Below are 22,639 nucleotides of genomic sequence, written 5' to 3'. Positions count from 1 at the left end.
TCGATCCTATCAGTCGGCGATCGTGCCCAGGTCGAGCAACTCGCGGGCGTGGGTGAGCGCTGCCTCGGAGTCTGGCATCCCCGACAGCAGTCGCGCCATCTCAGCCTCGCGAGCGGCGCCGGTGAGCTGGTGAACACCGGATGCCGTGACCGCGCCATCGCTGGCCTTGACCACACTCAGATGATTGTTCGCGAACGCCGCGACCTGCGCGAGGTGGGTCACGGCGATCACCTGGGATGTCTGCGCCAGGCGCGCCAGGCGCCTGCCAACCTCGATGGCCGCAGCGCCGCCGATTCCGGCATCCACTTCGTCGAAAACGAAGGTGGGCACGGCATCGACCGCCGCGATCACGACTTCGATCGCGAGCATGACGCGGCTGAGCTCACCGCCGGATGCGCTGCGCGAGACCGGGCGTGGCGACGAACCCGGGTGGGGTGCCAGGAGGATCGCCACTTCGTCCCGCCCGGAGCGGCTCGGAGCTGCGGGGGTGACGGAAACCTCGATCTCGGCATCCGGCATCGCCAGAGCATGCAACTCGGCGGTCACGAGCTCTCCGAGGCGGGCGGCAGCCGTCGTGCGCGCCGCCGTGAGGGCAGCTGCCGCCTCATCGAGAGCGGATGCCGCCTCCTCCCGCTCCCGAGTGAGTCGCTCGACCCGCTCGCCGTCGTCGTCGAGTTCTGCCAGCCGTGCCGACCCGGTGTCCAGAAGCGCGATCGCCTCATCCAGGGAGCCATGCGCGCGCACCAGTTCGGACAGTGCGGCACGGCGCTCCTCGACGGCGGCAAGTTCGTGCGGACCCGATTCATCGAGGTCGGCGAGGTACCCCGCGAGCGAGGCTGAGACATCGACGAGCCGGTACCCGATCTCGGCTACCTGCTCGGCGAGACGCTCGAGCTCGGGGTCACTTCCCGCGGCACGCTCCAGGGCACGCCGCGCCTCCCCGACGAGGGTCGTCGCGTCTGTTGCCTCGTCTTCGGCTGTCAGTGCCGCATGCGCCAGCGCCGCGGCCTCCCGCAGCGCCTCGGCGTTCGCGAGCCGCTCGGCCCACTGGGTGAGTTCGGCATCCTCCCCGGCGCGCGGTGCCACCGCTTCGATCACCGCGATCGCGGCGCGCAGTTCCTCGGCTTCCGCAGCCCGCGCGTCGCGATCGGTGATCAGGGTCGTCAGTTCCTCGTCCAGTCCCTCCCACGCCGCAAACCGGTCCCGGTAGGTGACGAGCGCGTCGGCGACGTCGGCACCGCCGAACCGGTCGAGAGCGTCGCGCTGGGCGGCAGCCGAGCGCAGCCGCAACTGCTCGGACTGCCCGTGCACGACCACGAGGTCATCGGCAAGATCCGACAGGACCGCGGCGGGAGCTGCTCGCCCGCCGACTGCAGCCCGACTGCGTCCCTCGCTCGAGATGATGCGCCCGACGATCAGCTCGGCCCGCGTCTCGTCGATCGGTTCGACGTCGGCGCCAGCTTCGCGCACCCGCTCTGCCACAGCCCCGTCGGGCGGCACGATCCACACGCCCTCAACGGATGCCTGCGCCGCCCCCGCGCGCACTGCACCGCTGTCCGAGCGCTGACCGAGAAGCAGGCCGAGGCCGGTCACGACCATCGTCTTGCCCGCGCCGGTCTCACCCGTGATCGCCGTGAAACCCGGACCGATGGGCAGGGTGGCCTCGGCGATGACGCCGAGGTCCCGCAGGGTCATCTGCTCGATCACGAACTCTCCGCGGCGGGTGACGGGCCGCGCCATCCTTCGACGGGCAGGCGGAACTTCTTGACGAGCCGGTCGGTGAACGACGCGGGATGCAGGCGCGCAAGCCGCACCGGATGCTCGGATCGGCGGACGACGACGCGCGCCCCGGCCGGAAGATCGTGCGAGCGGCGGCCGTCGCACCACAGGATGCCCGTGCCGTTCGTGCGCTCGAGCAACTCGACGGCCACGGTGTGCTCGGGCGCGATCACGAGCGGCTTGGCAAACAGCGCGTGCGCCGACAGCGGGACGACGGCGATCGCCTCGACTCCCGGCCAGATCACCGGACCGCCGGCGGAGAAGTTGTACGCGGTCGAGCCGGTCGGAGTGGACACCACGATGCCGTCGCAGCCGAACGACGACAGCGGCCGGCCGTCGATCTCGATCACGACCTCGAGCATCCGCTCCCGGCTGGCCTTTTCGACCGTGGCCTCGTTCAGCGCCCACGTCTCGTAGATGACCTGCTCGTCGCGGTCCTTGATCCGCACCTGCAGCGCGAGTCGCTCTTCGACCGTATAGTCGCGGTCGATGACCCGCCGGACTGCCTCGTCCATGTCATCGCGCTCGATCTCGGCGAGGAAGCCGACGTGACCCATGTTGATCCCGAGAACCGGGGCGCTGCCCTCGCGAACGAGTTCTGCGGCCCGCAGGATTGTGCCATCGCCCCCGAGGACGATCGCCAGCTCGATGTCGGCTACCGCGACATCAGCACCGAGGGTCGCGAGCGGCCCCGGTATCGCGGAGTCGAGCTCAGCCCGGTCGTCGGAGGAGAGCACTGGTGTTGCGCCCGCGTCACGCAGGGCGCCGATCACACGGGCAGCAGCGCCCACCGTGTCAGGTCGACGCCCGTGCGCGACCACGAGGATGTTGCGCGCCTCGTCGGTCATCCTGCTCCCGTCAGCTGATTCACCGTGCTGATCCATTCTGTCGGATTGCTCCCCCGCGACGCGGCAAGATGCACGAGGTACTCGAGGTTGCCGTGGGTACCCACGATCGGGGAGGAAATCACCCCGATCGTGCCGAGTCCCGTGTCCCACGCCGACCACAGGACCCCCATGACGGCCTCGGAACGCAGCGCGGCATCGGTCACGACCCCTTCGCGGATGCCGGTGCGCCCCACCTCGAACTGCGGCTTTACGAGCAGGACGATGTCGGCATCCGCCGCCGCCACGCGGCGGATCGCAGGAAGGACATGGCTCAGGGAGATGAAGGAGAGGTCCCCCACGACGATCCGAGGCTCGAGTCCCACGCCGGATGCCGAGCGCAGCGTCTCGGCATCCATGTAACGCACGTTGAACCCCTCGACCGAGATGACCTCGGGGTCGGATGCGATGCCGGCCGCGAGCTGTCCGTGGCCGACGTCGACGGCAACGACCGGCGTTGCCCCGCGCTCCCGCAGCACCTGTGTGAACCCGCCGGTTGACGCACCCAGGTCCAGCGCAGCTCTGCCCGCGATGTCCACCCCGAACGCCTCGAGCGCCGCGACGAGTTTGTGCGCCCCACGGCTGACGTAGTGATCCTCGGCTGCTACCTCGATGACGGATGCCGCGTCCACTGCCGCTGACGGCTTCACCACCCCGCGCCCGTCGACGGTGACGCTGCCCGCGGAGATCAGGCGCGCAGCATGCGTTCGCGAGCGCGCCAGGCCGCGAGCGGCGAGCTCGGCATCCAGTCGGGGTGTCATCGGCGAGAGATCACTGACGAGGCGCCTCAGGATTGTGCTCCAGGCGCCGAGCCAGGTCTTCGTGGATGGCTTCGTACGCCGCAGCCCGGTCAGACAGCGGCTGCGACTCGACGATATCCAGCTGCGAGAGAAGGTTTTCGTCAGGGCGGGGAGCGGCGGCTTCCGTCACGGTGTCGCCGTCCTTGATCTCGTCGGAGGCGGCATCCTCATCGGGACGGTCGTCGCTGAGCATGACACCCAGACTACGGGCGCGACAGCGCGATCAGGCCCGACAGCGCGGTGAAGGCCCCAGGAGGGTGGAGGCCCAGGGCCGGTGAACGCTCAGGGCCGGTGGAATGGATCCGCGTAGAGGCGCTCCGGCACACGGAACCCGAAGATCGCACGGCCGGTCCGCCAGATCGCGGCAGCCCCGGCACGCAGGAGGTCGATGGGGCGCTCCCCCTCCGCGAGGATTTCCACATCGGGACCATCGATGCGAACGCGAGCACCCCGCACCTCCGTCACCCCGTCATGGGTCACAGCCTCGGGGTACGGCTCGAAGAGTTCCCGAAGATCACCGAGGATAAACGTGGGCTGCGATCCGGCGGGGGCTGCCAGCACGTGCTTGGGCCGGTCGATTCCCGTCAGCACCAGAGCCGAGGCGATTCCGGCCCGGCAGGCGCCGAGAATGTCGGTGTCGAGGCGGTCACCGATGAACAACGGATGCTGCGCCCCGAAACGCGCGACAGCCTCCTCGAAGATCGGCGTCTCGGGCTTTCCCGCGACGGTCGCCAGGCGCCCGACGGCAGTGTGCACCGCCGAGACGAGCGTGCCGTTGCCCGGTGCGATCCCGCGGGCCTGCGGGATCGTCCAGTCGGTGTTGGTGGCGATCCAGGGGATGCCACCCTCGTCCTCCGGGGTCTTCAGCGCGAACGCCGCCTCTGCCAGCTGCTTCCACCCCACATCCGGGGCGAAACCCTGCACGACAGCCGCCGGCGAATCCTCAGCACTCCGGGTGACGGCGTACCCGGCGTTCTCGAGTTCGACGACCAGCCCCTCACCACCGACGACGAGAATCGTCGCGCCCGGTTCTACGCGGGTACGCAGCAGACGCGTTGCCGCTTGCGGGCTGGTGACCACGTCCGATGCCTGCGTCGCAAGGCCAAGCTCCCGAAGGTGCTCGGCGACAGCCTCGTCGGTCCTGGATGCATTGTTCGTGATGAACCCGAGGCGCCGCTCCCCCAGCGCTGACAGGCTCTCCACTGCCCACGGCAATGCGCCGGCCCCGGCGTAGACGACACCGTCGAGGTCGGCGAGGACCGCATCCACTCCATCGAGCGGCGTCGATGACGTGCGCCGCCGCGAGAACATCGCCATCAGCCCTCTCCGTCGGCGCGCTCGGTCTCAGTCGCGGGACGCGAGGTCGGCTCGGCGGTGGCCGCCGGCGCGGCGGCGGGCCCTTCGGACGAGAGTTCCTCGGGTTCAATGTCCTCGACGAACAGCTCTTCGCTCTCGGCAAAGCCGGCTGCCGCATCCAGGGCATCGGCGGCGATGATCGCCCGCCGCTGCCACTCCTGTGCCTCATCGACGCGTCCGAGCTCGTCCAGAACCGTGGCACGGGCGGCAAAGAGCGCGGGTGACCACTCGAAGGCGCGATCCGGGTCGAGCTCCGGAATATCGAGCTCACTGAGCGCGCGCTCGGGCTCGCCCAGATCCAGGCGCGCGCCAGACATCGCGATCGCGAGCTCGACACGTACCCCCGCCGGGAGCGCGTCGCGGTCGACGGCCCGGCCCGCCTCCAGGGCACGGTCGGGACGCCCCACCCCGCGTTCACTGTCGACGAGCAGAGCGATCTGGTCATCCTTGCCCGAGATGCGGCGATACGTCCGCAGCTCACGCAGCGCGAGGGCGAAGTCCCCGGTCGCGTACGCGGTGATCGCGGCAGTCTCACGGACCACGGCGATCCGACCCGCACGCTTGACCGCGGCCTGCGCGTGCTCGTGCGCGAGGGCCGGATCGGTATCGATCACCCGCGCCGCCATGGCGAGGTGCCGGGCAACGGCGTCCGCGTTCTCTTTGCTCAAGGTCTTGAGCTCATTGCGGGCGGGCGCAGCGAGGTCCCGGGCGGTGATCTCTTCAGGGATCTCGGGCGCGCGCTCGCGGGTTTCGTTGTCGCGAGGTGGGCGTTCCCTACGCTGCGGACGATCTGCGCGACCGCGGTCCGTATCGCCCCTGCGCTCCGAGGGGCGGCCTCCGCGATCCGATGGACGACCACCGCGCTCGGACGGACGACCACCTCGATCGGAGGGACGACCACCTCGTTCAGACGAGCGCGGCCTGTCGGCGTCACGCTCACCCGCGCCGCGGGGGCGGGCCGAGCCGTGGGGCCGGCCGCGGTCATCGCTGTAGCGAGGACGGGCTTCGCCTCCGCTCGCGCCGCCGTCGCGAGGGCCTCGCGACGAGCCGCGGGCTGACTTGTCACCGGGAGCGCTCCGCCCAGCACCAGCCCGACGATCCGAACCAGCCCGATCGGGTCGGCCACCCCGCGCAGAACTGCCCTCGCGATACGGACGAGCCGCTCGATCCTTGCGGTCGCGACGGTCCGAATCATCCGCGTTCGGCGCGCTGTCCTCTACCATCTCGTGCCCGATCCTTCCACGTGGCGTACATCAGCGATGCAGCGGCCTGTTAACGAGAAATGGCCACCCAGCATTGGGTGGCCATTTCTTAAAAGAAGTCCGGCGGTGTCCTACTCTCCCACAGGGTCCCCCCTGCAGTACCATCGGCGCTGAGAGGCTTAGCTTCCGGGTTCGGAATGGGACCGGGCGTTTCCCTCTCGCTATGGCCGCCGAAACACTATTGATGTTTCAGTCTGCACAACAAAAGTCATTGTCATGCGGTTCTCGACCGTACATCGAGAACCACTCAGTGGACGCAAGCACCAAAAACGGTGTGTTATCAAGTCATCGGCTTATTAGTACCAGTCAGCTGCACGTGTTACCACGCTTCCACATCTGGCCTATCAACCCAGTAGTCTGCTGGGAGCCTCTCGCCCGTAGGCATGGAAGTCTCATCTTGAGGCCGGCTTCCCGCTTAGATGCTTTCAGCGGTTATCCATCCCGAACGTAGCTAATCAGCGGTGCTCCTGGCGGAACAACTGACACACCAGAGGTTCGTCCAACCCGGTCCTCTCGTACTAGGGTCAGATCCTCTCAAACTTCCTACGCGCGCAGCGGATAGGGACCGAACTGTCTCACGACGTTCTAAACCCAGCTCGCGTACCGCTTTAATGGGCGAACAGCCCAACCCTTGGGACCTACTCCAGCCCCAGGATGCGACGAGCCGACATCGAGGTGCCAAACCATGCCGTCGATATGGACTCTTGGGCAAGATCAGCCTGTTATCCCCGAGGTACCTTTTATCCGTTGAGCGACAGCGCTTCCACAAGCCACTGCCGGATCACTAGTCCCGACTTTCGTCCCTGCTCGACCTGTCAGTCTCACAGTCAAGCTCCCTTGTGCACTTACACTCGCCACCTGATTGCCAACCAGGTTGAGGGAACCTTTGGGCGCCTCCGTTACTTTTTGGGAGGCAACCGCCCCAGTTAAACTACCCACCAGGCACTGTCCCTGAACCGGATTACGGTTCTAAGTTAGACATCCAGAGTGACCAGAGTGGTATTTCAACAACGACTCCACAAGAACTGGCGTCCCTGCTTCAAAGTCTCCCACCTATCCTACACAAGCCACACCGAACACCAATACCAAGCTGTAGTAAAGGTCACGGGGTCTTTCCGTCCTGCTGCGCGTAACGAGCATCTTTACTCGTAGTGCAATTTCGCCGAGTTCGCGGTTGAGACAGTTGGGAAGTCGTTACGCCATTCGTGCAGGTCGGAACTTACCCGACAAGGAATTTCGCTACCTTAGGATGGTTATAGTTACCACCGCCGTTTACTGGGGCTTAAATTCTGAGCTTCGCTTGCGCTAACCCGTCCTCTTAACCTTCCAGCACCGGGCAGGCGTCAGTCCGTATACATCGTCTTGCGACTTGGCACGGACCTGTGTTTTTAGTAAACAGTCGCTACCCACTAGTCTCTGCGGCCTCCAAACGCTTTCGGAGCAAGTCCTAATACGTCGAAGGCCCCCCTTCTCCCGAAGTTACGGGGGCATTTTGCCGAGTTCCTTAACCACGATTCTCTCGATCTCCTTGGTATTCTCTACCTGACCACCTGAGTCGGTTTGGGGTACGGGCGGCTAGAACCTCGCGTCGATGCTTTTCTCGGCAGCATAGGATCACCCACTTTTTATCCGCATCGTGTCTCAGCCATATGAGTGACGGATTTGCCTATCACTCGGCCTACGCACTTGCACCAGGACAACCATCGCCTGGCTTGGGCTACCTTCCTGCGTCACACCTGTTAATACGCTAACCGCACCAGCATGGGGTCGTGCGCTAGGCCCAATGCCTCACCCCGAAGGGATCGTACAAAGGGATTCGGGCACTTAGCACCACTGGATTGATTGGGACGGTTCTTCGCCGGTACGGGAATATCAACCCGTTGTCCATCGACTACGCCTGTCGGCCTCGCCTTAGGTCCCGACTTACCCAGGGAAGATTAGCTTGACCCTGGAACCCTTGGTCTTTCGGAGGACGTGTTTCTCACACGTCTTTCGCTACTCATGCCTGCATTCTCACTCGTGTAGCCTCCACGGCTGGTTCACACCGCCGCTTCGCTGGCCACACGACGCTCTCCTACCCATCAACACGGCTGGACCACGAAGGCCTACCAATAATGTCAATGCCACAACTTCGGTGGCGTGCTTGAGCCCCGTTACATTGTCGGCGCGGAATCACTTGACCAGTGAGCTATTACGCACTCTTTCAAGGGTGGCTGCTTCTAAGCCAACCTCCTGGTTGTCTGAGCAACTCCACATCCTTTCCCACTTAGCACGCGCTTAGGGACCTTAGTTGGTGGTCTGGGTTGTTTCCCTCTCGACTATGAAGCTTATCCCCCACAGTCTCACTGCTGCGCTCTCACTTACCGGCATTCGGAGTTTGGCTGACGTCAGTAACCTTGTAGGGCCCATCGGCCATCCAGTAGCTCTACCTCCGGCAAGAAACACGCAACGCTGCACCTAAATGCATTTCGGAGAGAACCAGCTATCACGAAGTTTGATTGGCCTTTCACCCCTATCCACAGCTCATCCCCTCAGTTTTCAACCTAAGTGGGTTCGGCCCTCCACGACGTCTTACCGTCGCTTCAGCCTGGCCATGGATAGATCACTTCGCTTCGGGTCTAGGACATGCGACTGAATCGCCCTATTCAGACTCGCTTTCGCTACGGCTACCCCACACGGGTTAACCTCGCCACATATCGCTAACTCGCAGGCTCATTCTTCAAAAGGCACGCTGTCACAGCTGCTAGGGCTGCTCCAACGGTTTGTAAGCAAACGGTTTCAGGTACTATTTCACTCCCCTCCCGGGGTACTTTTCACCTTTCCCTCACGGTACTTGTCCGCTATCGGTCATCTGGGAGTATTTAGGCTTATCAGGTGGTCCTGACAGATTCACACGGGATTTCTCGGGCCCCGTGCTACTTGGGATACTTCTCGCGCCAAGGGAGGCATTTCGACTACGGGGTTGGCACCCTCTATGACTGGCCTTTCAATGCCATTCGTCTATACCTTCTTGTAACGCTTGCTGTTCGGCAGAACAACACGAAAAGTCCCACAACCCCGAATACGCAACTCCTGCCGGATATCACACGTACTCGGTTTAGCCTGTTCCGGTTTCGCTCGCCACTACTAACGGAATCGCGGTTGCTTTCTCTTCCTGTGGGTACTGAGATGTTTCACTTCCCCACGTTCCCTCTACCCGCCCTATATATTCAGGCGGGAGTCACTGGGTCGGCACGCCGCCCAGCGGGGTTTCCCCATTCGGAGATCCTCGGATCAAAGTGTGCTTATCCACTCCCCGAGGCTTATCGCAGATTGCTACGTCCTTCTTCGGCTCCAGATGCCAAGGCATCCACCGTTTGCTCTTAAAGACTTGAAATCACATGAGTTTTATCAAGAATCGGATCCGACCGAAGCCGGATCAGAAATTGACTAATGATCTATAAAGATCATCTTTGTGAAACGATCCGAAGATCGTCTCTAAGATGCTCGCGTCCACTGTGTAGTTCTCAAAGTACGGGCGGTACCTTCTCCGCGTGTCGCACTGCGACCGCCAGAAAAGGCCCTGAGGTTCAGCTGCCGCATTCGCGACACCCGGTCCCTCAGGACCCAACAGCGTGCATGTGCCGATCGTTCACGATCCGCGGTTCCAGTCCCGAAGGACGTACTGAGCGGGGCGATCTTCGATCGACACCTCGTCAAATGTTCCACCCATGAGCTAACCGGCGAGAACGTATGTCTCGATCCGGCGCCTGGACACCCGAGGGTGCCAGATGCTCCTTAGAAAGGAGGTGATCCAGCCGCACCTTCCGGTACGGCTACCTTGTTACGACTTAGTCCTAATTACCGATCCCACCTTCGACGGCTCCCTCCACAAGGGTTGGGCCACCGGCTTCAGGTGTTACCGACTTTCATGACTTGACGGGCGGTGTGTACAAGACCCGGGAACGTATTCACCGCAGCGTTGCTGATCTGCGATTACTAGCGACTCCGACTTCATGAGGTCGAGTTGCAGACCTCAATCCGAACTGGGACCGGCTTTTTGGGATTCGCTCCACCTCGCGGTATTGCAGCCCTTTGTACCGGCCATTGTAGCATGCGTGAAGCCCAAGACATAAGGGGCATGATGATTTGACGTCATCCCCACCTTCCTCCGAGTTGACCCCGGCAGTATCCCATGAGTTCCCACCATTACGTGCTGGCAACATAGAACGAGGGTTGCGCTCGTTGCGGGACTTAACCCAACATCTCACGACACGAGCTGACGACAACCATGCACCACCTGTTTACGAGTGTCCAAAGAGTTGACCATTTCTGGCCCGTTCTCGTATATGTCAAGCCTTGGTAAGGTTCTTCGCGTTGCATCGAATTAATCCGCATGCTCCGCCGCTTGTGCGGGTCCCCGTCAATTCCTTTGAGTTTTAGCCTTGCGGCCGTACTCCCCAGGCGGGGAACTTAATGCGTTAGCTGCGTCACGGAATCCGTGGAATGGACCCCACAACTAGTTCCCAACGTTTACGGGGTGGACTACCAGGGTATCTAAGCCTGTTTGCTCCCCACCCTTTCGCTCCTCAGCGTCAGTTACGGCCCAGAGATCTGCCTTCGCCATCGGTGTTCCTCCTGATATCTGCGCATTCCACCGCTACACCAGGAATTCCAATCTCCCCTACCGCACTCTAGTCTGCCCGTACCCACTGCAGGCCCGAGGTTGAGCCTCGGGTTTTCACAGCAGACGCGACAGACCGCCTACGAGCTCTTTACGCCCAATAATTCCGGATAACGCTTGCGCCCTACGTATTACCGCGGCTGCTGGCACGTAGTTAGCCGGCGCTTTTTCTGCAGGTACCGTCACTTTCGCTTCTTTCCTGCTAAAAGAGGTTTACAACCCGAAGGCCGTCGTCCCTCACGCGGCGTTGCTGCATCAGGCTTTCGCCCATTGTGCAATATTCCCCACTGCTGCCTCCCGTAGGAGTCTGGGCCGTGTCTCAGTCCCAGTGTGGCCGGTCACCCTCTCAGGCCGGCTACCCGTCGACGCCTTGGTGAGCCGTTACCTCACCAACAAGCTGATAGGCCGCGAGCTCATCCCTGACCGAAATTCTTTCCAGCTGCTGAAGATGCCTTCGCAGCTCGTATCCGGTATTAGACGCCGTTTCCAGCGCTTATCCCAGAGTCAGGGGCAGATTGCTCACGTGTTACTCACCCGTTCGCCACTGATCCACAGAGCAAGCTCTGCTTCACCGTTCGACTTGCATGTGTTAAGCACGCCGCCAGCGTTCATCCTGAGCCAGGATCAAACTCTCCGTGAAGAAATGTTGCTGCGATCAGCCGGAAATTGACTGAAGCAGCGAGTTTGATCTGACCAAAGGGATGTCATTGCTGACTATCCGTTGCCGACACCGAAGTGCCGGACTTTGATCCAAAGGAATCTCATTCAGCCGAAGCTGAATCGAGGTTTTTTGGCATTTGACAAGTGCACGCTGTTGAGTTCTCAAGGATCGGATGCTCCTGCTTTCGGCCTCTCGACCTCCCCGCAGGGCAACTTCTCTATCTTATCCGCTTCCTCGTCGCTGTCAAATCGGCGTCCGGCGAGTCTCAGACTCGCTCGAGCGGTCGACAAGACCACCGCGAAGAGCGGATCCCCCATCGTAGACCCGGAGGTCTGTGACTCTCAAGGAGTCTGTGTGTTGGGGGGTGGTTCACTGCTTGAGGAGGGGAGGCTCTCAGCCTCACCGCGCTCCTTTGGGGCGAACAAGAAAGACATTACGCGGATATGAACAACGTGACAAATCCTGCCCGCATCCCGGGCGTGTCGCGCCGCATCACGCGGATTCACGCGGTCCGAGGAAGACTCCAGCAAGCGTCTTCTTGCCGCGACGCAGCACCGACACTCCCCCGGGGAGCCCACCGGTCACCCGCGCGCCGTCGTCGTCGACGCGGATGCCGTCGAGCGAGACCCCGCCCTGCGCGATGGCCCGCCGAGCCTCGGAGAGACTGGCCACCAGTCCGGTTGCGACAAGAGCTTCAACGACGGTCATCTCCCGCGCCCCCTCCACATGTGGCAACTCCTCCAACGCGGTGCGAAGGACCTCTGCATCCAGCGAGGTGAGATCGCCCTGCCCGAACAGCGCGTCGGATGCGGCGATCACTGCTGCCGTCGCCTCCGGGCCATGCACCGTCGTCGTGACCTCCAGGGCGAGCCGCTTCTGCGCGGCCCTGCGGTAGGGCTCCACCTCGACGAGTCGTTCATACTCGTCGATCTCCTCGCGAGTGAGGAACGTGAAGATCTTCATCCGCGTGATGACGTCGGCGTCGTCAGTGTTGAGCCAGAACTGGTACATCCGGTACGGAGAGCACATGGAGGCATCCAGCCAGATGGCGTTGCCCTCGCTCTTGCCGAACTTCGTACCGTCGCTGTTGGTGATCAGCGGCGTGCCGATGGCGTGAACCGACGCATGTTCGGCGTGGTGAATCAGATCCACGCCGCTGGTGAGGTTCCCCCACTGATCGCTGCCGCCGGTCTGCAGAACACAGCCGTAGGTCCGGTACAGCTCGAGATAGTCGAGCCCCTGAAGGATCTGGTAGCTGAACTCCGTGTAGCTGATCCCCGCCTCCGAGTTCAGACGAGCGCTGACCGCGTCTTTCTTCAGCATGGTGCCAACGCGGTAGTGCTTGCCGATCTCGCGAAGGAAGTCGATAGCCGACAGCGGCGCCGTCCAGTCCAGGTTGTTGACGATGCGTGCGGCGTTCTCCCCCTCGAAGCTGAGGAAGCGCTCCACCTGGCTGCGCAGTCGCGACACCCACTCGGCAACGGTCTCGCGCGTGTTCAGGGTCCGCTCGGCTGTCGGTCGCGGATCGCCCACCAGGCCGGTCGATCCCCCGACCAGGCCGAGCGGTCGGTGCCCCGCGAGCTGCAGCCGACGCAGCAGGAGCAGCTGCACGAGGTTACCCAGGTGCAGGCTCGGCGCCGTCGGGTCAAAGCCGCAGTAATACGTGATCGGGCCGCCCCCAGCAGCGCGCGCAGCGCCTCCTGATCGGTGGAAACGTGCACCAAACCACGCCAAACGATCTCGTCCCAGACCGATTCGAACGAAGGGTCGTTCGCGGGCTCCAACGCGCGGACGGGGGAATCGGTCGTGAGTTCTGCCACGAATCTCAGGCTAGCAGCGCGCCCACCGCTGACCGCGGCGTCAGATCGAGGTCCCCCACCATACGAGGAAAGCTACAGCGAGGGCAGTCGTCCAACTCACGAGGCTCCCGATGAGGAAGTACTCCGCGCGGATGCCGCCCTCTCCGTCCCGGGAGATCTCGGGAAAGCGGACGATGCCCTTCGCTGCAAGCACCGCGGCCAGGAGCGTGAACGCGCCGGTGAGGGTAAGGGCGAAGACGAGCACCCGCTCGATCGGACCGATGAGTCGTCCGCCCTTCAGCGTCGCCGCACGCTCCTCAACGGGCACGTCGCCGTCTCGGAGCGCGATTCGCACGATCACGTTCCCGGATTCGAGAAGGAAGACCAGCGCTCCGGCGACGAGCACTGCGACGTCCAGGCTCACCGCGCCCAGCGGCGAGTGGGAGGGCCACACCTCGCCGAGCGGCCCCTGGTCTTGTCGGACGCCGAGAAGCGCGACGGCGAGAGCAGCGACAGTTACCACGAGCGCGACCGGCCAGAACCCGGCTCGCCCGCCCCGGCGATCCGGGGTGGCCAGAGCCCAGGCCGCGGCCACGCCGACGGCGACGAAGCTCCAGACCGCGGCATCCGCGCCGGCCGAGGCGATCAGCACCACGAGTCCGAGCACGGCCAGAACGATCGCGCGACGCATCCCGGTCAGCGAACGCCGCGTGAGGTCGACGCCACCGACTGTCAGGAGCACGATGCCGGCGGCGATCATCCGGACGCTTCGTCCAGGATCTGGAATCCGGCCACAAGCCCCGCGGCTCCGCCGGCGGCGAGCGCTTGGGAGACCGCGGACTGCGTGATCCCCTCCTCTGCGGCGAGGTCGTGCTGCGTTCGACCGAGGCAGCGACCATAAGCGAGGCGGCGCGTGCGTGACGTCATCGCGCCGACGATCTCATCGCGGACGAGCAGGTATGCGTTGACGGATCGGACACGCTCGGCCATGGCGGCATCCTCCCCCGAAGCTGCGACAACGCGCGTCCGCGCGCGCGGCACGGCGCGATCCTGGAGGCGGTGCACGGCCTCGACGGCATCCCGGGCTGACCACCAACCGGGCCCGTCGGAGATGCGGTCGGTTGCTGACGAAACGGCCCCCACGGTGCCGATGCCGATCCCGAAGCGCAGCTCGATCTCTTCGGGAAGAGCAAGCTGGAGCAACAGGAGCCACGCAAGCGCGTGATCGAGTTCCGCGAAGACCGCCTGGAATTCATCGGCGAACGTCGCCGTCAGCGGGACGATCGCTGTCGGCCGGTCAGCGTTGACGCGCGCGATAGTCGCCTCGAGCTCGCGCTGCGCGGCATCCCGGTCGGCGAGGCGCCGGGATCCGACGATATCTGCGATCACCGCGACGGTCACACAAGCAGTCTATCGCTTATGAAGCGAGATAATAAGCCCCGGGCTGATTTTTTGGATCTATCAGTCCCGTCACAGCCCCAGCGCGTGCGCAGCGTCCTGCACACGCGAAATCAGTTCCGCGCGCTGCTCGGCAACCCGCTCCGGAGCGGTTCCGCCCACGCCGGTGCGACTGGAAACCGACCCCTCGATCGTCAGGACCTCGCGGACTCCCGGCGTGAGCCGCGGCGAGACCCGCGCAAGCAGGTCGTCGTCGGCGTCCTCGAGTCCGATCCCCCGAACTTCACACGCCTGCACGAGCTTCCCGGAGATCTCATGCGCATCACGGAAGGGAACGCCCTCCCGAACGAGCCACTCCGCGACATCCGTGGCAAGAGAGAAGCCCTGCGGTGCAAGCTCCGCCATCCGGTCGGTGTCAAAACGCAGGGTCGCCACCATCCCGGCGAAGGCGGGCAACACCGTCTCGAGCGTCCGCACCGAATCGAAGACGGGTTCTTTGTCTTCCTGCAGATCACGGTTGTACGCCAGGGGCAGGCCCTTGAGCGTGGCCAGCAGCCCGGTGAGGTTTCCGATCAGGCGCCCCGCCTTGCCCCGCGCCAGTTCCGCGATATCAGGGTTCTTCTTCTGCGGCATGATGCTCGAGCCGGTCGAGTAGCCATCATCGAGCGTGACGAAGCCGAACTCCCGCGTGTTCCACACGATGATGTCTTCGGCAAAGCGCGACAGATCGACCCCGATCTGCGCGGCGATGAACGCGAACTCGGCGACGACGTCGCGCGCCGCGGTTCCATCCAGCGAGTTCTCTGCGGGCCGAGAGAGCCCCAGTTCTGCAGCGACAAGCGCGGGATCAAGTCCCAGAGTGGATCCGGCGAGCGCTCCCCCGCCGTAGGGCGACACCGATGCCCGCGTCGACCAATCGCGGAGCCGTTCGAGGTCGCGCACGAGCGGCCACGCGTGAGCGAGCAGGTGGTGCGCCAGCAGGATGGGTTGGGCGTGCTGCAGGTGAGTTCGCCCCGGCATGATCGCAGCCGGGTGGGCCTCAGCCTGGGCGACGATGGCATCGATGAGACGGACGATCTCACGTACCAGCGTCCGCGTGTGGTCGAGGAGGTACATCCGCACCAGCGTCGCGATCTGGTCGTTTCGGCTGCGCCCGGCTCGGAGCTTTCCGCCGAGCTCGGGACCGACGATCTCGATGAGCGCCTGCTCGAGCGCACCGTGGACGTCTTCATCCTGAGGCCGGGCAACGACCTCGCCGCGGGTGACTGCAGCAGCGAGCTCATCGAGCCCCGCGCGCATGCTGGCAGCTTCGTCGGCGCTGAGATAGCCAGCAGCCTCGAGGGCTGACGCGTGGGCACGCGATCCCCGGATGTCGTAAGGGGCGAGTGCCCAGTCGAAGTGGGTGGACACGCTCAGGGCCGCAAGTTCGGGCGATGGACCCGAAGCGAATCGCGCACCCCAGAGGGCGCCATCGTGCGTTGCATCACCCGTCGCAGTCATCGTGCCAGCCTATCCGCGCGCGGCCGCGACACCGTATCGACCAGCCGCTCGAGAGGGCCGCGCCCGAGCAGCAGTGCCCACGCGAAGCAGGCTGCGATGATCCCGAGCGTCATCGGCCAGAACGGGTTCAGGGCCCGGAACCCGAACAGGTCGGATGTCGTCCCCAGTGCGATGAGCGCCCACACCGCCCACACGACGATCTGCGCAGAGTATGCCGTCAGCGGCATCGCGCCCAGGGTCCGGATCGGAAGCACGACGGCGCGCAGGATAGTACGGCACAGCAGCACGCACAGGGCGATGATCGCGATGGCGAACCCACCCGAGCCCCACACCTCGAGGATGCCACCACTGTGCCCGCTGGCCCGCCACACCTGGCCGAGGTACCCGTCGGGGGCTGGAACAACGACCGCGAGGGTCTCTGCTACCGCGGCAGTCACAAGACCCGCGCCCGCCGTGACCCACAGCACTCCTGCCCGCGCGAGGTCGAGGCGGCCGACCGCCATTCCGGCCAGCAGGAACGCAAGCCAGAGCGGAGCTGGGTAGGCCCATCCGGTCAGGAGGAACACCGCTTCGCCCGGCGCCGTGTCCCAGAACGGCGCCGCCTCGATCGGCGGAAGCAGCCACGGCACGATAAGCGCCACCGCGACAGCCCAGACCCACAGCGTCGCTGTGCGCACGCGCACGAAAGGAATCGCCGCGGCGAACAGGATCGCGTACGCCGGCAGGATGACGTACACCGGCACACCCGTGAGGATCAGTGCGATTCCGATGACCCAGAGCACGAGAGCTCGCCAGGCCAGCCACCTGCCCGGGGCGCGGGGGCGCGTGGGCCGGCGGTGACGATCGAGATCGAGACGCCGGCGAGAGTCGCGAACAGAATCGACGAGCGACCGCCGACGATCCCACCCCAGGTCACCGGATCGGTCCAGTCGATCTCGGGCAGCGTGAACAGGTGAGCCGCGAGCATCCCGATCACGGCGAGCCCGCGGGCAAGGTCCAGCCCCGGAATCCGCGGCGGCCCGTCCAGGCGGCGCAGATTCCCGACGACCCGGTCGGCTACTGCTGCTGCAGCAGCCACACCAGCAGCGCCTTCTGCGCGTGGAGTCGGTTTTCGGCTTCGTCCCACACGACGCTCTGCGGGCCGTCGATCACCTCGGCATCCACTTCGTACCCGCGGTCGGCGGGGAGGCAGTGGATGAAGTTCGCGTCGTCCTTGGCGAGGCTCATGAGTTCCTGCGACACCTTGTAGGGCGTGAGGTCGCGAAGCCGTTGGAGCTTTTCGTCCTCCTTGCCCATCGAGACCCAGGTGTCGGTGACGATGATGTCTGCGCCGGCGGCAGCCTCGTTGGGGTCGGTGTAGAGCGCGACCGAACCGCCGGTCTGCTCGGCGCGGCGGTCGGCGTCGGCCACGACATCCTCACGCGGTGCGTACTCCACCGGGGAGGCGACGCGCACATGCATGCCGGCCGTGACCCCGCCGAGCACATAGGACTGCCCCATGTTGGTGCGCCCGTCCCCGAAGAAGGCGAGCGTGAGGCCCTTCAGCTCGCCCTTGTGCTCCTGGATTGTGAGCAGATCGGCGAGGATCTGACACGGATGGAAGTCGTCGCTGAGCGCATTGATGACGGGCACCCGCGTGCCGGCAGCCATCTCTTCGAGGCCTGCCTGCGCATAGGTGCGCCAGACGATCGCGGCCACCTGCCGCTCGAGCACGCGGGCGGTGTCGGCGGGGGTCTCCTTGCCGCCCAGCTGACTGTTGGCGGTCGAGATGATCAGCGGCGACCCGCCGAGATCGGCGATTCCGACAGCAAACGACACGCGCGTACGCGTGGATGACTTGTCGAAGATCACCGCGACGGTCTGCGGGCCAGCCAGCGGCTGAACCTTCCAGCGGTCCTTCTTCAGGTCTGCCGCAAGGGCAAGGATCTCTGCCTGCTCCTTCGGGGTCAGGTCATCGTCGCGAAGCAGGTGGCGGGTCATTGCGCGGCTTCCTTGTGGTCGGGCTGCGAGGTCTCGTCGGGCTGCGAGGTCTCGTCGAGCATGAGGGCGTCGGTCACGGTGGACAGGGCCGCGGTGAAGAGGGTCAGGAACTCGTCGATCTCGACGTCGCCGATCGTCAGGGCCGGCGCGATCCGGATCGTGTCGTCGTTGGCGGCGTTGACGATGAGTCCGTGTTCCTGCGCCGCGGCGACGACGGCCTTCGCGACGGGGCGGGTCAGCGCCACGCCCAGGAGCAGTCCCTGCCCGCGGCATCCGGCGATCAGCGGGGAGTCGATCGCGAGGATGCCCTCACGCACCTGCCCGCCACGGATGCGGGCGTTGGTCACCAGATCGGCGCGCTCGATCTCGTCGAGCACCGCCCCCGCGACCGCGGTAGCCAGCGCGTTCCCCCCGAACGTCGACCCGTGGGTACCGGGGTAGAACAGCTCGCTCGCCTCGCCGTAGGTGATGAGCGCCCCGATCGGGAATCCGCCGCCAATACCCTTTGCCACGGTGATGGCATCCGGGGTGATACCGGTGTGCTGGAAGGCGAACCATTCGCCGGTGCGACCGGCCCCGGTCTGGATCTCATCAAGGATGAGGAGCGCACCGTGGCGGCGGGTCAGCTCGCGCGCGGCTTCGAGATAGCCGTCCGGGAGCGGGAGCACGCCAGCCTCACCCTTGATCGGTTCGAGGATGAGGGCTGCGACCGAGTCATCCATCGCGGCTTCGAGAGCCTCGATCGTCGAGTCCAGGAACTCCACACCAGGAACCATCGGAAGGAACGGTTCCTGCATGGCCGGCTTTCCCGTGAGGGCGAGGGTGCCCATCGTCCGCCCGTGGAAGGCGTCGGTGAGGGCGAGGATCCGGGGCCGGTCAGTTCCGCCGTGCAGCCGGGCAAGCTTGAACGCCGCTTCGTTGGCCTCCGCACCCGAGTTCGAGAAATACACGCGGCCGGAATCACCGGTTCCCGCGAGTCGCTTGAGCTTCGCGGCCAGGGCGAGCTGCGGCGGGGTGGCGAAGTAGTTCGACACGTGCGCGAGGGTCGCGGCCTGAGCAGAAACCGCCTCGACGAACGCGGGGTGTGCGTGCCCGAGCGAGTTCACCGCGATACCGGCAAGGAAGTCCAGGTAGCGCTTACCCGCGTCATCCCACAGGTAGGCGCCCTCACCGCGGGTGAACAGCGCAAGGCGGTCTCCGGCGTTGGCAAGAAGGTCGCGGCGGGCATCGTGCTGCCAGGATGCCGTGGTCGGTGCCTCGTCGTTCATTGCGCCTCTTTTCGTCTCGGGGAGTACTGCACTCATGCGCTCACCACTTCGGTTCCGATGCCCTTACTCGTGAAGACTTCGATCAGGAGCGAGTGCGGCACGCGCCCGTCGATGATCGCCGCCGTGTCGACTCCCCCGTCGACGGCGTCTAGACACGCCTGCATCTTGGGGACCATTCCCGACTCCAGCGTCGGCAGCATCGTTCGCAGCTCCGTCGAGGTCAGGTGAGAGACCAGCGAGTCACGATTCGGCCAGTCCGCGTACAGTCCGGGGACGTCGGTGAGGATGACGAGCTTGGCGGCATTCAGCGACACCGCGAGCGCCGCCGCCGCGGCGTCGGCGTTGACATTCAAGGTGTGTCCCGGACGATCCAGGTCGGGCGCGATCGAGGACACGACGGGGATGCGGCCCGCCGCGAGGTGGTCGAGGACCGCCGTCGGGTTCACGTGAACGACATCCCCGACCGACCCGAGGTCGACCTCTTCACCGTTGACGACAACCCCGCGGCGGCGGCCGCCGAACAGCCCGGCGTCCTCACCCGAGAGGCCGGCGGCGAACGGGCCGTGCGCATTGATCTTCGATACGAGCTGCGGGTTGATGTGGCCGGTGAGGACCATGCGCACGACCGAGATCGCCTCGGTGTTCGTGACGCGGTATCCGCCCTGGAACTCGCTCGGGATGTCGAGGCGCTCCAGCATGCGGGAGATCTGCGGGCCTCCCCCGTGGACCACCACGGGCTTGACGCCGACGTAACGCAGGTACGCGATGTCTTCGGCGACCGTGCGCTGCAGTTCTTCGGACACCATCGCATTGCCGCCGTATTTGACGACCACGATCTGGTCGCGGAAGCGCTTGAGCCACGGCAGCGACTCGATCAGCACGGCTGCCTTCTCGGCAGCCTCGTCGGGCGTGGTCTCTTGCAGGTCAGTCATGACGAGTAGGCGCTGTTCTCGTGAACGTAATCGTGGGTGAGGTCGTTGGTGTAGATGGTGGCCGAGGCATCGCCCACCTTGAGGTCGATGACGACGCTCGTTGCCCGAGGGGTGAGATCCACGAGTTCGCGGGGCTGGTCGGGACCGCCGTCGGAGCACACGCGGACACCGTTCATCGTGACATCCACGGCATAGGGGTCGAATGCGGCATCCGTCGTCCCGATCGCCGCGAGCACGCGCCCCCAGTTCGGGTCGTTGCCGAAGATCGCCGCCTTGAAGAGGTTGTTGCGCGCGACCGAGCGTCCCACCTCGACGGCGTCGTCTTCGGATGCCGCGTGGATCACCTCGATCGTGATGTCGTGGCTCGCCCCCTCGGCGTCTGACTGCAGCTGGGTCGCGAGGTCGGTGCAGACCGCGATGAGCGCGGTGCGGAAGGCACCCGGCTCGGGCGTGACGCCGCTCGCACCGCTGACCATCAAGGTCACCTGGTCGTTCGTGGACATGCACCCGTCGGAGTCGAGGCGGTCAAAGCTCACGCGCGTCGCAGCACGCAGGTGGCCGTCGGCTTCTGCCGCGCTCAGGACGGCATCGGTGGTGAGAACGACGAGCATCGTCGCGAGCCCGGGCGCGAGCATTCCGGCGCCCTTGGCCATTCCGCCGATCGTCCAGCCGTCAACGGTGATGGTGGTGGTCTTCGGGCGGGAGTCGGTGGTCATGATCGCTCGGGCAGCATCCTCGCCGCCATCCGGCGACAGGGCACCGATCGCGGCTTCGGTTCCCGCGAGGACCTTGTCGCGGAAGACCTGATCGCCGGTTCCGATGAGGCCGGTGGAACAGACCTGGATGTCGCCGGCGCTCACTCCGAGCAGCTCGGCGGCGCGCTCCGCGGTCAGGTGGGTCGTCAGAAACCCGAACGAACCCGTGAAACAGTTCGCGCCGCCGGAGTTGAGCACGATGGCTTCGACGACGCCGTCCTGGATGGCCTGTTCGGACCAGAGAATCGGGTTTGCCTTGGCGCGGTTGCTCGTGAAGACGGCAGCGCCGACGGTGAGCGGCCCGCGGTTGACCACCACGGCGACATCCGGCTTTCCGGTCGACTTGAGTCCGGCGGCAACTCCTGCCGCCTCGAACCCTGCGGGCGCGGTGACGGTCACGGTGCCACTCCGTTCGTAGTGAGGGCGCGGCCCTCGGGAAGGCCGAGCGCGATGTTCATGGATTGGACCGCGGCACCGGCCGTGCCCTTGACGAGATTGTCGACAGCGGCGACGACGACGACCCGGCCTGCGGCCCGGTCGATCGCGAGCCCGAGGAGCGCAGTGTTGGCCCCGACCACGTCGGCCGTGCGAGGGACCTGTCCCTCCGGCAGCAGCTGGACGAACGGCTCGTCGGCGTACGCCAGCTCCCAGGCCGCGCGGATGTCGGCATCCGTGGCGCCCGGAGCAATCGGCGCGGTGGAAGTCGCAAGGATTCCGCGGGCCATCGGGACGATGACGGGCGTGAAGGAGATCCGGACGTCGGTCCCTCCGGCATCCTGCAGCGCCTGACGGATCTCGGGGATGTGCCGGTGTGTGCCGCCGACCGCATACGGGTTCGCGCTGCCGAGCACTTCGCTTGCCAGCAGGTGCGGTTTGAGGCTCTTCCCTGCCCCCGACGGGCCGACGGCGAGCACGCTGACGATGTCGCTCGGATCGATCACGCCGGCAGCCACCCCCGGCGCGAGCGACAAACTCACCGTCGAGGCGTTGCAGCCGGGTGCGGCGATGCGAGTCGCGCCCGCGAGGGTGTCACGGATCTTCCCGCTCGCGACGGGCAGCTCGGGAACGCCGTAGGCCCAGGGCTCGGGGTGCGCCCCGCCGTAGAACTGCTCCCACGCTGCCGCATCGCGCAACCGGTGATCGGCGCCGGCGTCGATCACGAGGGGCACATCTCCGAGGGCATCCGTGTATTGCGCTGACTGTCCGTGCGGCAATGCGAGAACCACGATGTCGTGGCCGGCAAGGGTCTCGGGAGTGGTGTCTTGCAACGTCAGATGCGAGAGCGAGCGCAGATGCGGCTGGTGCTCGATGAGGGGCTGCCCGGCGTTGGAGTGGGCGGTGACGGTGCGGATATCGACATCAGGATGCTGGGCTAGGAGCCGCAGGATCTCGCCGCCGGCATATCCGGAGGCGCCAGAGACGGCGACCGAGTAGGTCATGGATTCCACCTTATTGTCTGGGTTCGTCGTGCATCGAAAGCACAGAGCCGGAGGTGGCGACACCGCCGCGCGCGACAGCGCAGCGGGGTCGCCTAGAGTCGGCGACCGCCCAGACGTCGGCGCAGCACGCGAACCGTCGTCGCGAAAGCAACGAGGTCGTGCG

At 65.2% G+C, this 22,639-nt stretch carries 16 protein-coding genes, 3 rRNA genes and 1 pseudogene; all 20 read right to left on the bottom strand.

Features of this window, described 5'->3' with window-relative positions; genetic code table 11:
- Positions 1-9 precede the first annotated feature (9 nt).
- Positions 10-1,707 carry a DNA repair protein RecN gene (recN, locus tag MICSW_RS05440; RefSeq protein ID WP_464498247.1) on the bottom strand — a complete coding sequence of 566 codons (1,698 nt, stop codon included), beginning with the start codon at positions 1,705-1,707 and terminating at the stop codon, positions 10-12.
- Entirely contained in the window at positions 1,704-2,627 is a 924-nt protein-coding gene (locus MICSW_RS05435) for an NAD kinase (protein WP_228177787.1), read from the bottom strand. The genes recN and MICSW_RS05435 overlap by 4 nt, the downstream gene beginning before the upstream one ends.
- Positions 2,624-3,424, bottom strand: a complete 801-nt coding sequence (locus MICSW_RS05430; RefSeq protein WP_464497359.1) for a TlyA family RNA methyltransferase — start codon at positions 3,422-3,424, stop codon at positions 2,624-2,626. Before MICSW_RS05430 ends, MICSW_RS05435 begins: the two co-directional genes overlap by 4 nt.
- 10 nt (positions 3,425-3,434) lie before the next feature.
- The gene (locus MICSW_RS05425; protein ID WP_228177837.1) at positions 3,435-3,656 is read right to left on the bottom strand and encodes a hypothetical protein; all 222 of its coding nucleotides are present in this window, start codon (positions 3,654-3,656) and stop codon (positions 3,435-3,437) included.
- 89 nt (positions 3,657-3,745) lie between these two features.
- Positions 3,746-4,780 (bottom strand): HAD-IIA family hydrolase, encoded by a 1,035-nt coding sequence (locus MICSW_RS05420; protein WP_228177785.1) that lies wholly within the window; start codon positions 4,778-4,780, stop codon positions 3,746-3,748.
- Complete coding sequence (locus MICSW_RS05415; RefSeq protein ID WP_464497352.1) at positions 4,780-5,487, bottom strand: hypothetical protein; 708 nt, start codon at positions 5,485-5,487, stop codon at positions 4,780-4,782. The genes MICSW_RS05420 and MICSW_RS05415 overlap by 1 nt, the downstream gene beginning before the upstream one ends.
- Positions 5,488-6,139: 652 nt before the next feature.
- Positions 6,140-6,256: ribosomal RNA gene (gene rrf / locus MICSW_RS05410) — 5S ribosomal RNA — on the bottom strand.
- A gap of 101 nt (positions 6,257-6,357) precedes the next feature.
- A 23S ribosomal RNA gene (locus tag MICSW_RS05405) occupies positions 6,358-9,457 on the bottom strand.
- A gap of 405 nt (positions 9,458-9,862) precedes the next feature.
- Positions 9,863-11,384, bottom strand: a 16S ribosomal RNA gene (locus MICSW_RS05400).
- The 16S, 23S and 5S rRNA genes sit together here, the layout of an rRNA operon.
- 513 nt (positions 11,385-11,897) lie before the next feature.
- Positions 11,898-13,225: pseudogene (tyrS, locus tag MICSW_RS05395) on the bottom strand (tyrosine--tRNA ligase).
- Positions 13,226-13,265: 40 nt separating this feature from the next.
- On the bottom strand, positions 13,266-13,964 hold the full coding sequence (locus MICSW_RS05390; RefSeq protein WP_292733388.1) for a hypothetical protein: 699 nt from the start codon (positions 13,962-13,964) through the stop codon (positions 13,266-13,268).
- Positions 13,961-14,605, bottom strand: coding sequence for a SatD family protein (locus tag MICSW_RS05385; RefSeq protein WP_228177781.1), 645 nt, complete (start codon positions 14,603-14,605; stop codon positions 13,961-13,963). Before MICSW_RS05385 ends, MICSW_RS05390 begins: the two co-directional genes overlap by 4 nt.
- 69 nt (positions 14,606-14,674) lie before the next feature.
- Positions 14,675-16,102 carry an argininosuccinate lyase gene (gene argH, locus MICSW_RS05380; RefSeq protein WP_228177780.1) on the bottom strand — a complete coding sequence of 476 codons (1,428 nt, stop codon included), beginning with the start codon at positions 16,100-16,102 and terminating at the stop codon, positions 14,675-14,677.
- The gene (locus MICSW_RS05375) at positions 16,099-16,884 is read right to left on the bottom strand and encodes a hypothetical protein (protein WP_464497344.1); all 786 of its coding nucleotides are present in this window, start codon (positions 16,882-16,884) and stop codon (positions 16,099-16,101) included. Before MICSW_RS05375 ends, argH begins: the two co-directional genes overlap by 4 nt.
- Positions 16,857-17,180 (bottom strand): heparan-alpha-glucosaminide N-acetyltransferase domain-containing protein, encoded by a 324-nt coding sequence (locus MICSW_RS05370; protein WP_464497342.1) that lies wholly within the window; start codon positions 17,178-17,180, stop codon positions 16,857-16,859. Before MICSW_RS05370 ends, MICSW_RS05375 begins: the two co-directional genes overlap by 28 nt.
- Positions 17,159-18,082, bottom strand: a complete 924-nt coding sequence (gene argF / locus MICSW_RS05365) for an ornithine carbamoyltransferase (protein WP_228177778.1) — start codon at positions 18,080-18,082, stop codon at positions 17,159-17,161. Before argF ends, MICSW_RS05370 begins: the two co-directional genes overlap by 22 nt.
- A complete protein-coding gene (locus tag MICSW_RS05360; RefSeq protein WP_464497339.1) occupies positions 18,079-19,350 on the bottom strand; it encodes an acetylornithine transaminase in 1,272 nt (423 codons plus the stop codon). The genes argF and MICSW_RS05360 overlap by 4 nt, the downstream gene beginning before the upstream one ends.
- 32 nt (positions 19,351-19,382) lie before the next feature.
- A complete protein-coding gene (gene argB / locus MICSW_RS05355) occupies positions 19,383-20,282 on the bottom strand; it encodes an acetylglutamate kinase (protein WP_228177776.1) in 900 nt (299 codons plus the stop codon).
- Positions 20,279-21,436 carry a bifunctional glutamate N-acetyltransferase/amino-acid acetyltransferase ArgJ gene (gene argJ, locus MICSW_RS05350; protein WP_292727012.1) on the bottom strand — a complete coding sequence of 386 codons (1,158 nt, stop codon included), beginning with the start codon at positions 21,434-21,436 and terminating at the stop codon, positions 20,279-20,281. The genes argB and argJ overlap by 4 nt, the downstream gene beginning before the upstream one ends.
- Entirely contained in the window at positions 21,433-22,476 is a 1,044-nt protein-coding gene (argC, locus tag MICSW_RS05345) for an N-acetyl-gamma-glutamyl-phosphate reductase (protein ID WP_464497332.1), read from the bottom strand. The genes argJ and argC overlap by 4 nt, the downstream gene beginning before the upstream one ends.
- Positions 22,477-22,639: the final 163 nt, after the last annotated feature.

Source organism: Microbacterium sp. SW12 (assembly GCF_055391095.1).
The sequence above is the reverse complement of the archived record's forward strand: the minus strand, read 5'-3'. Positions and strand labels throughout refer to the sequence as shown.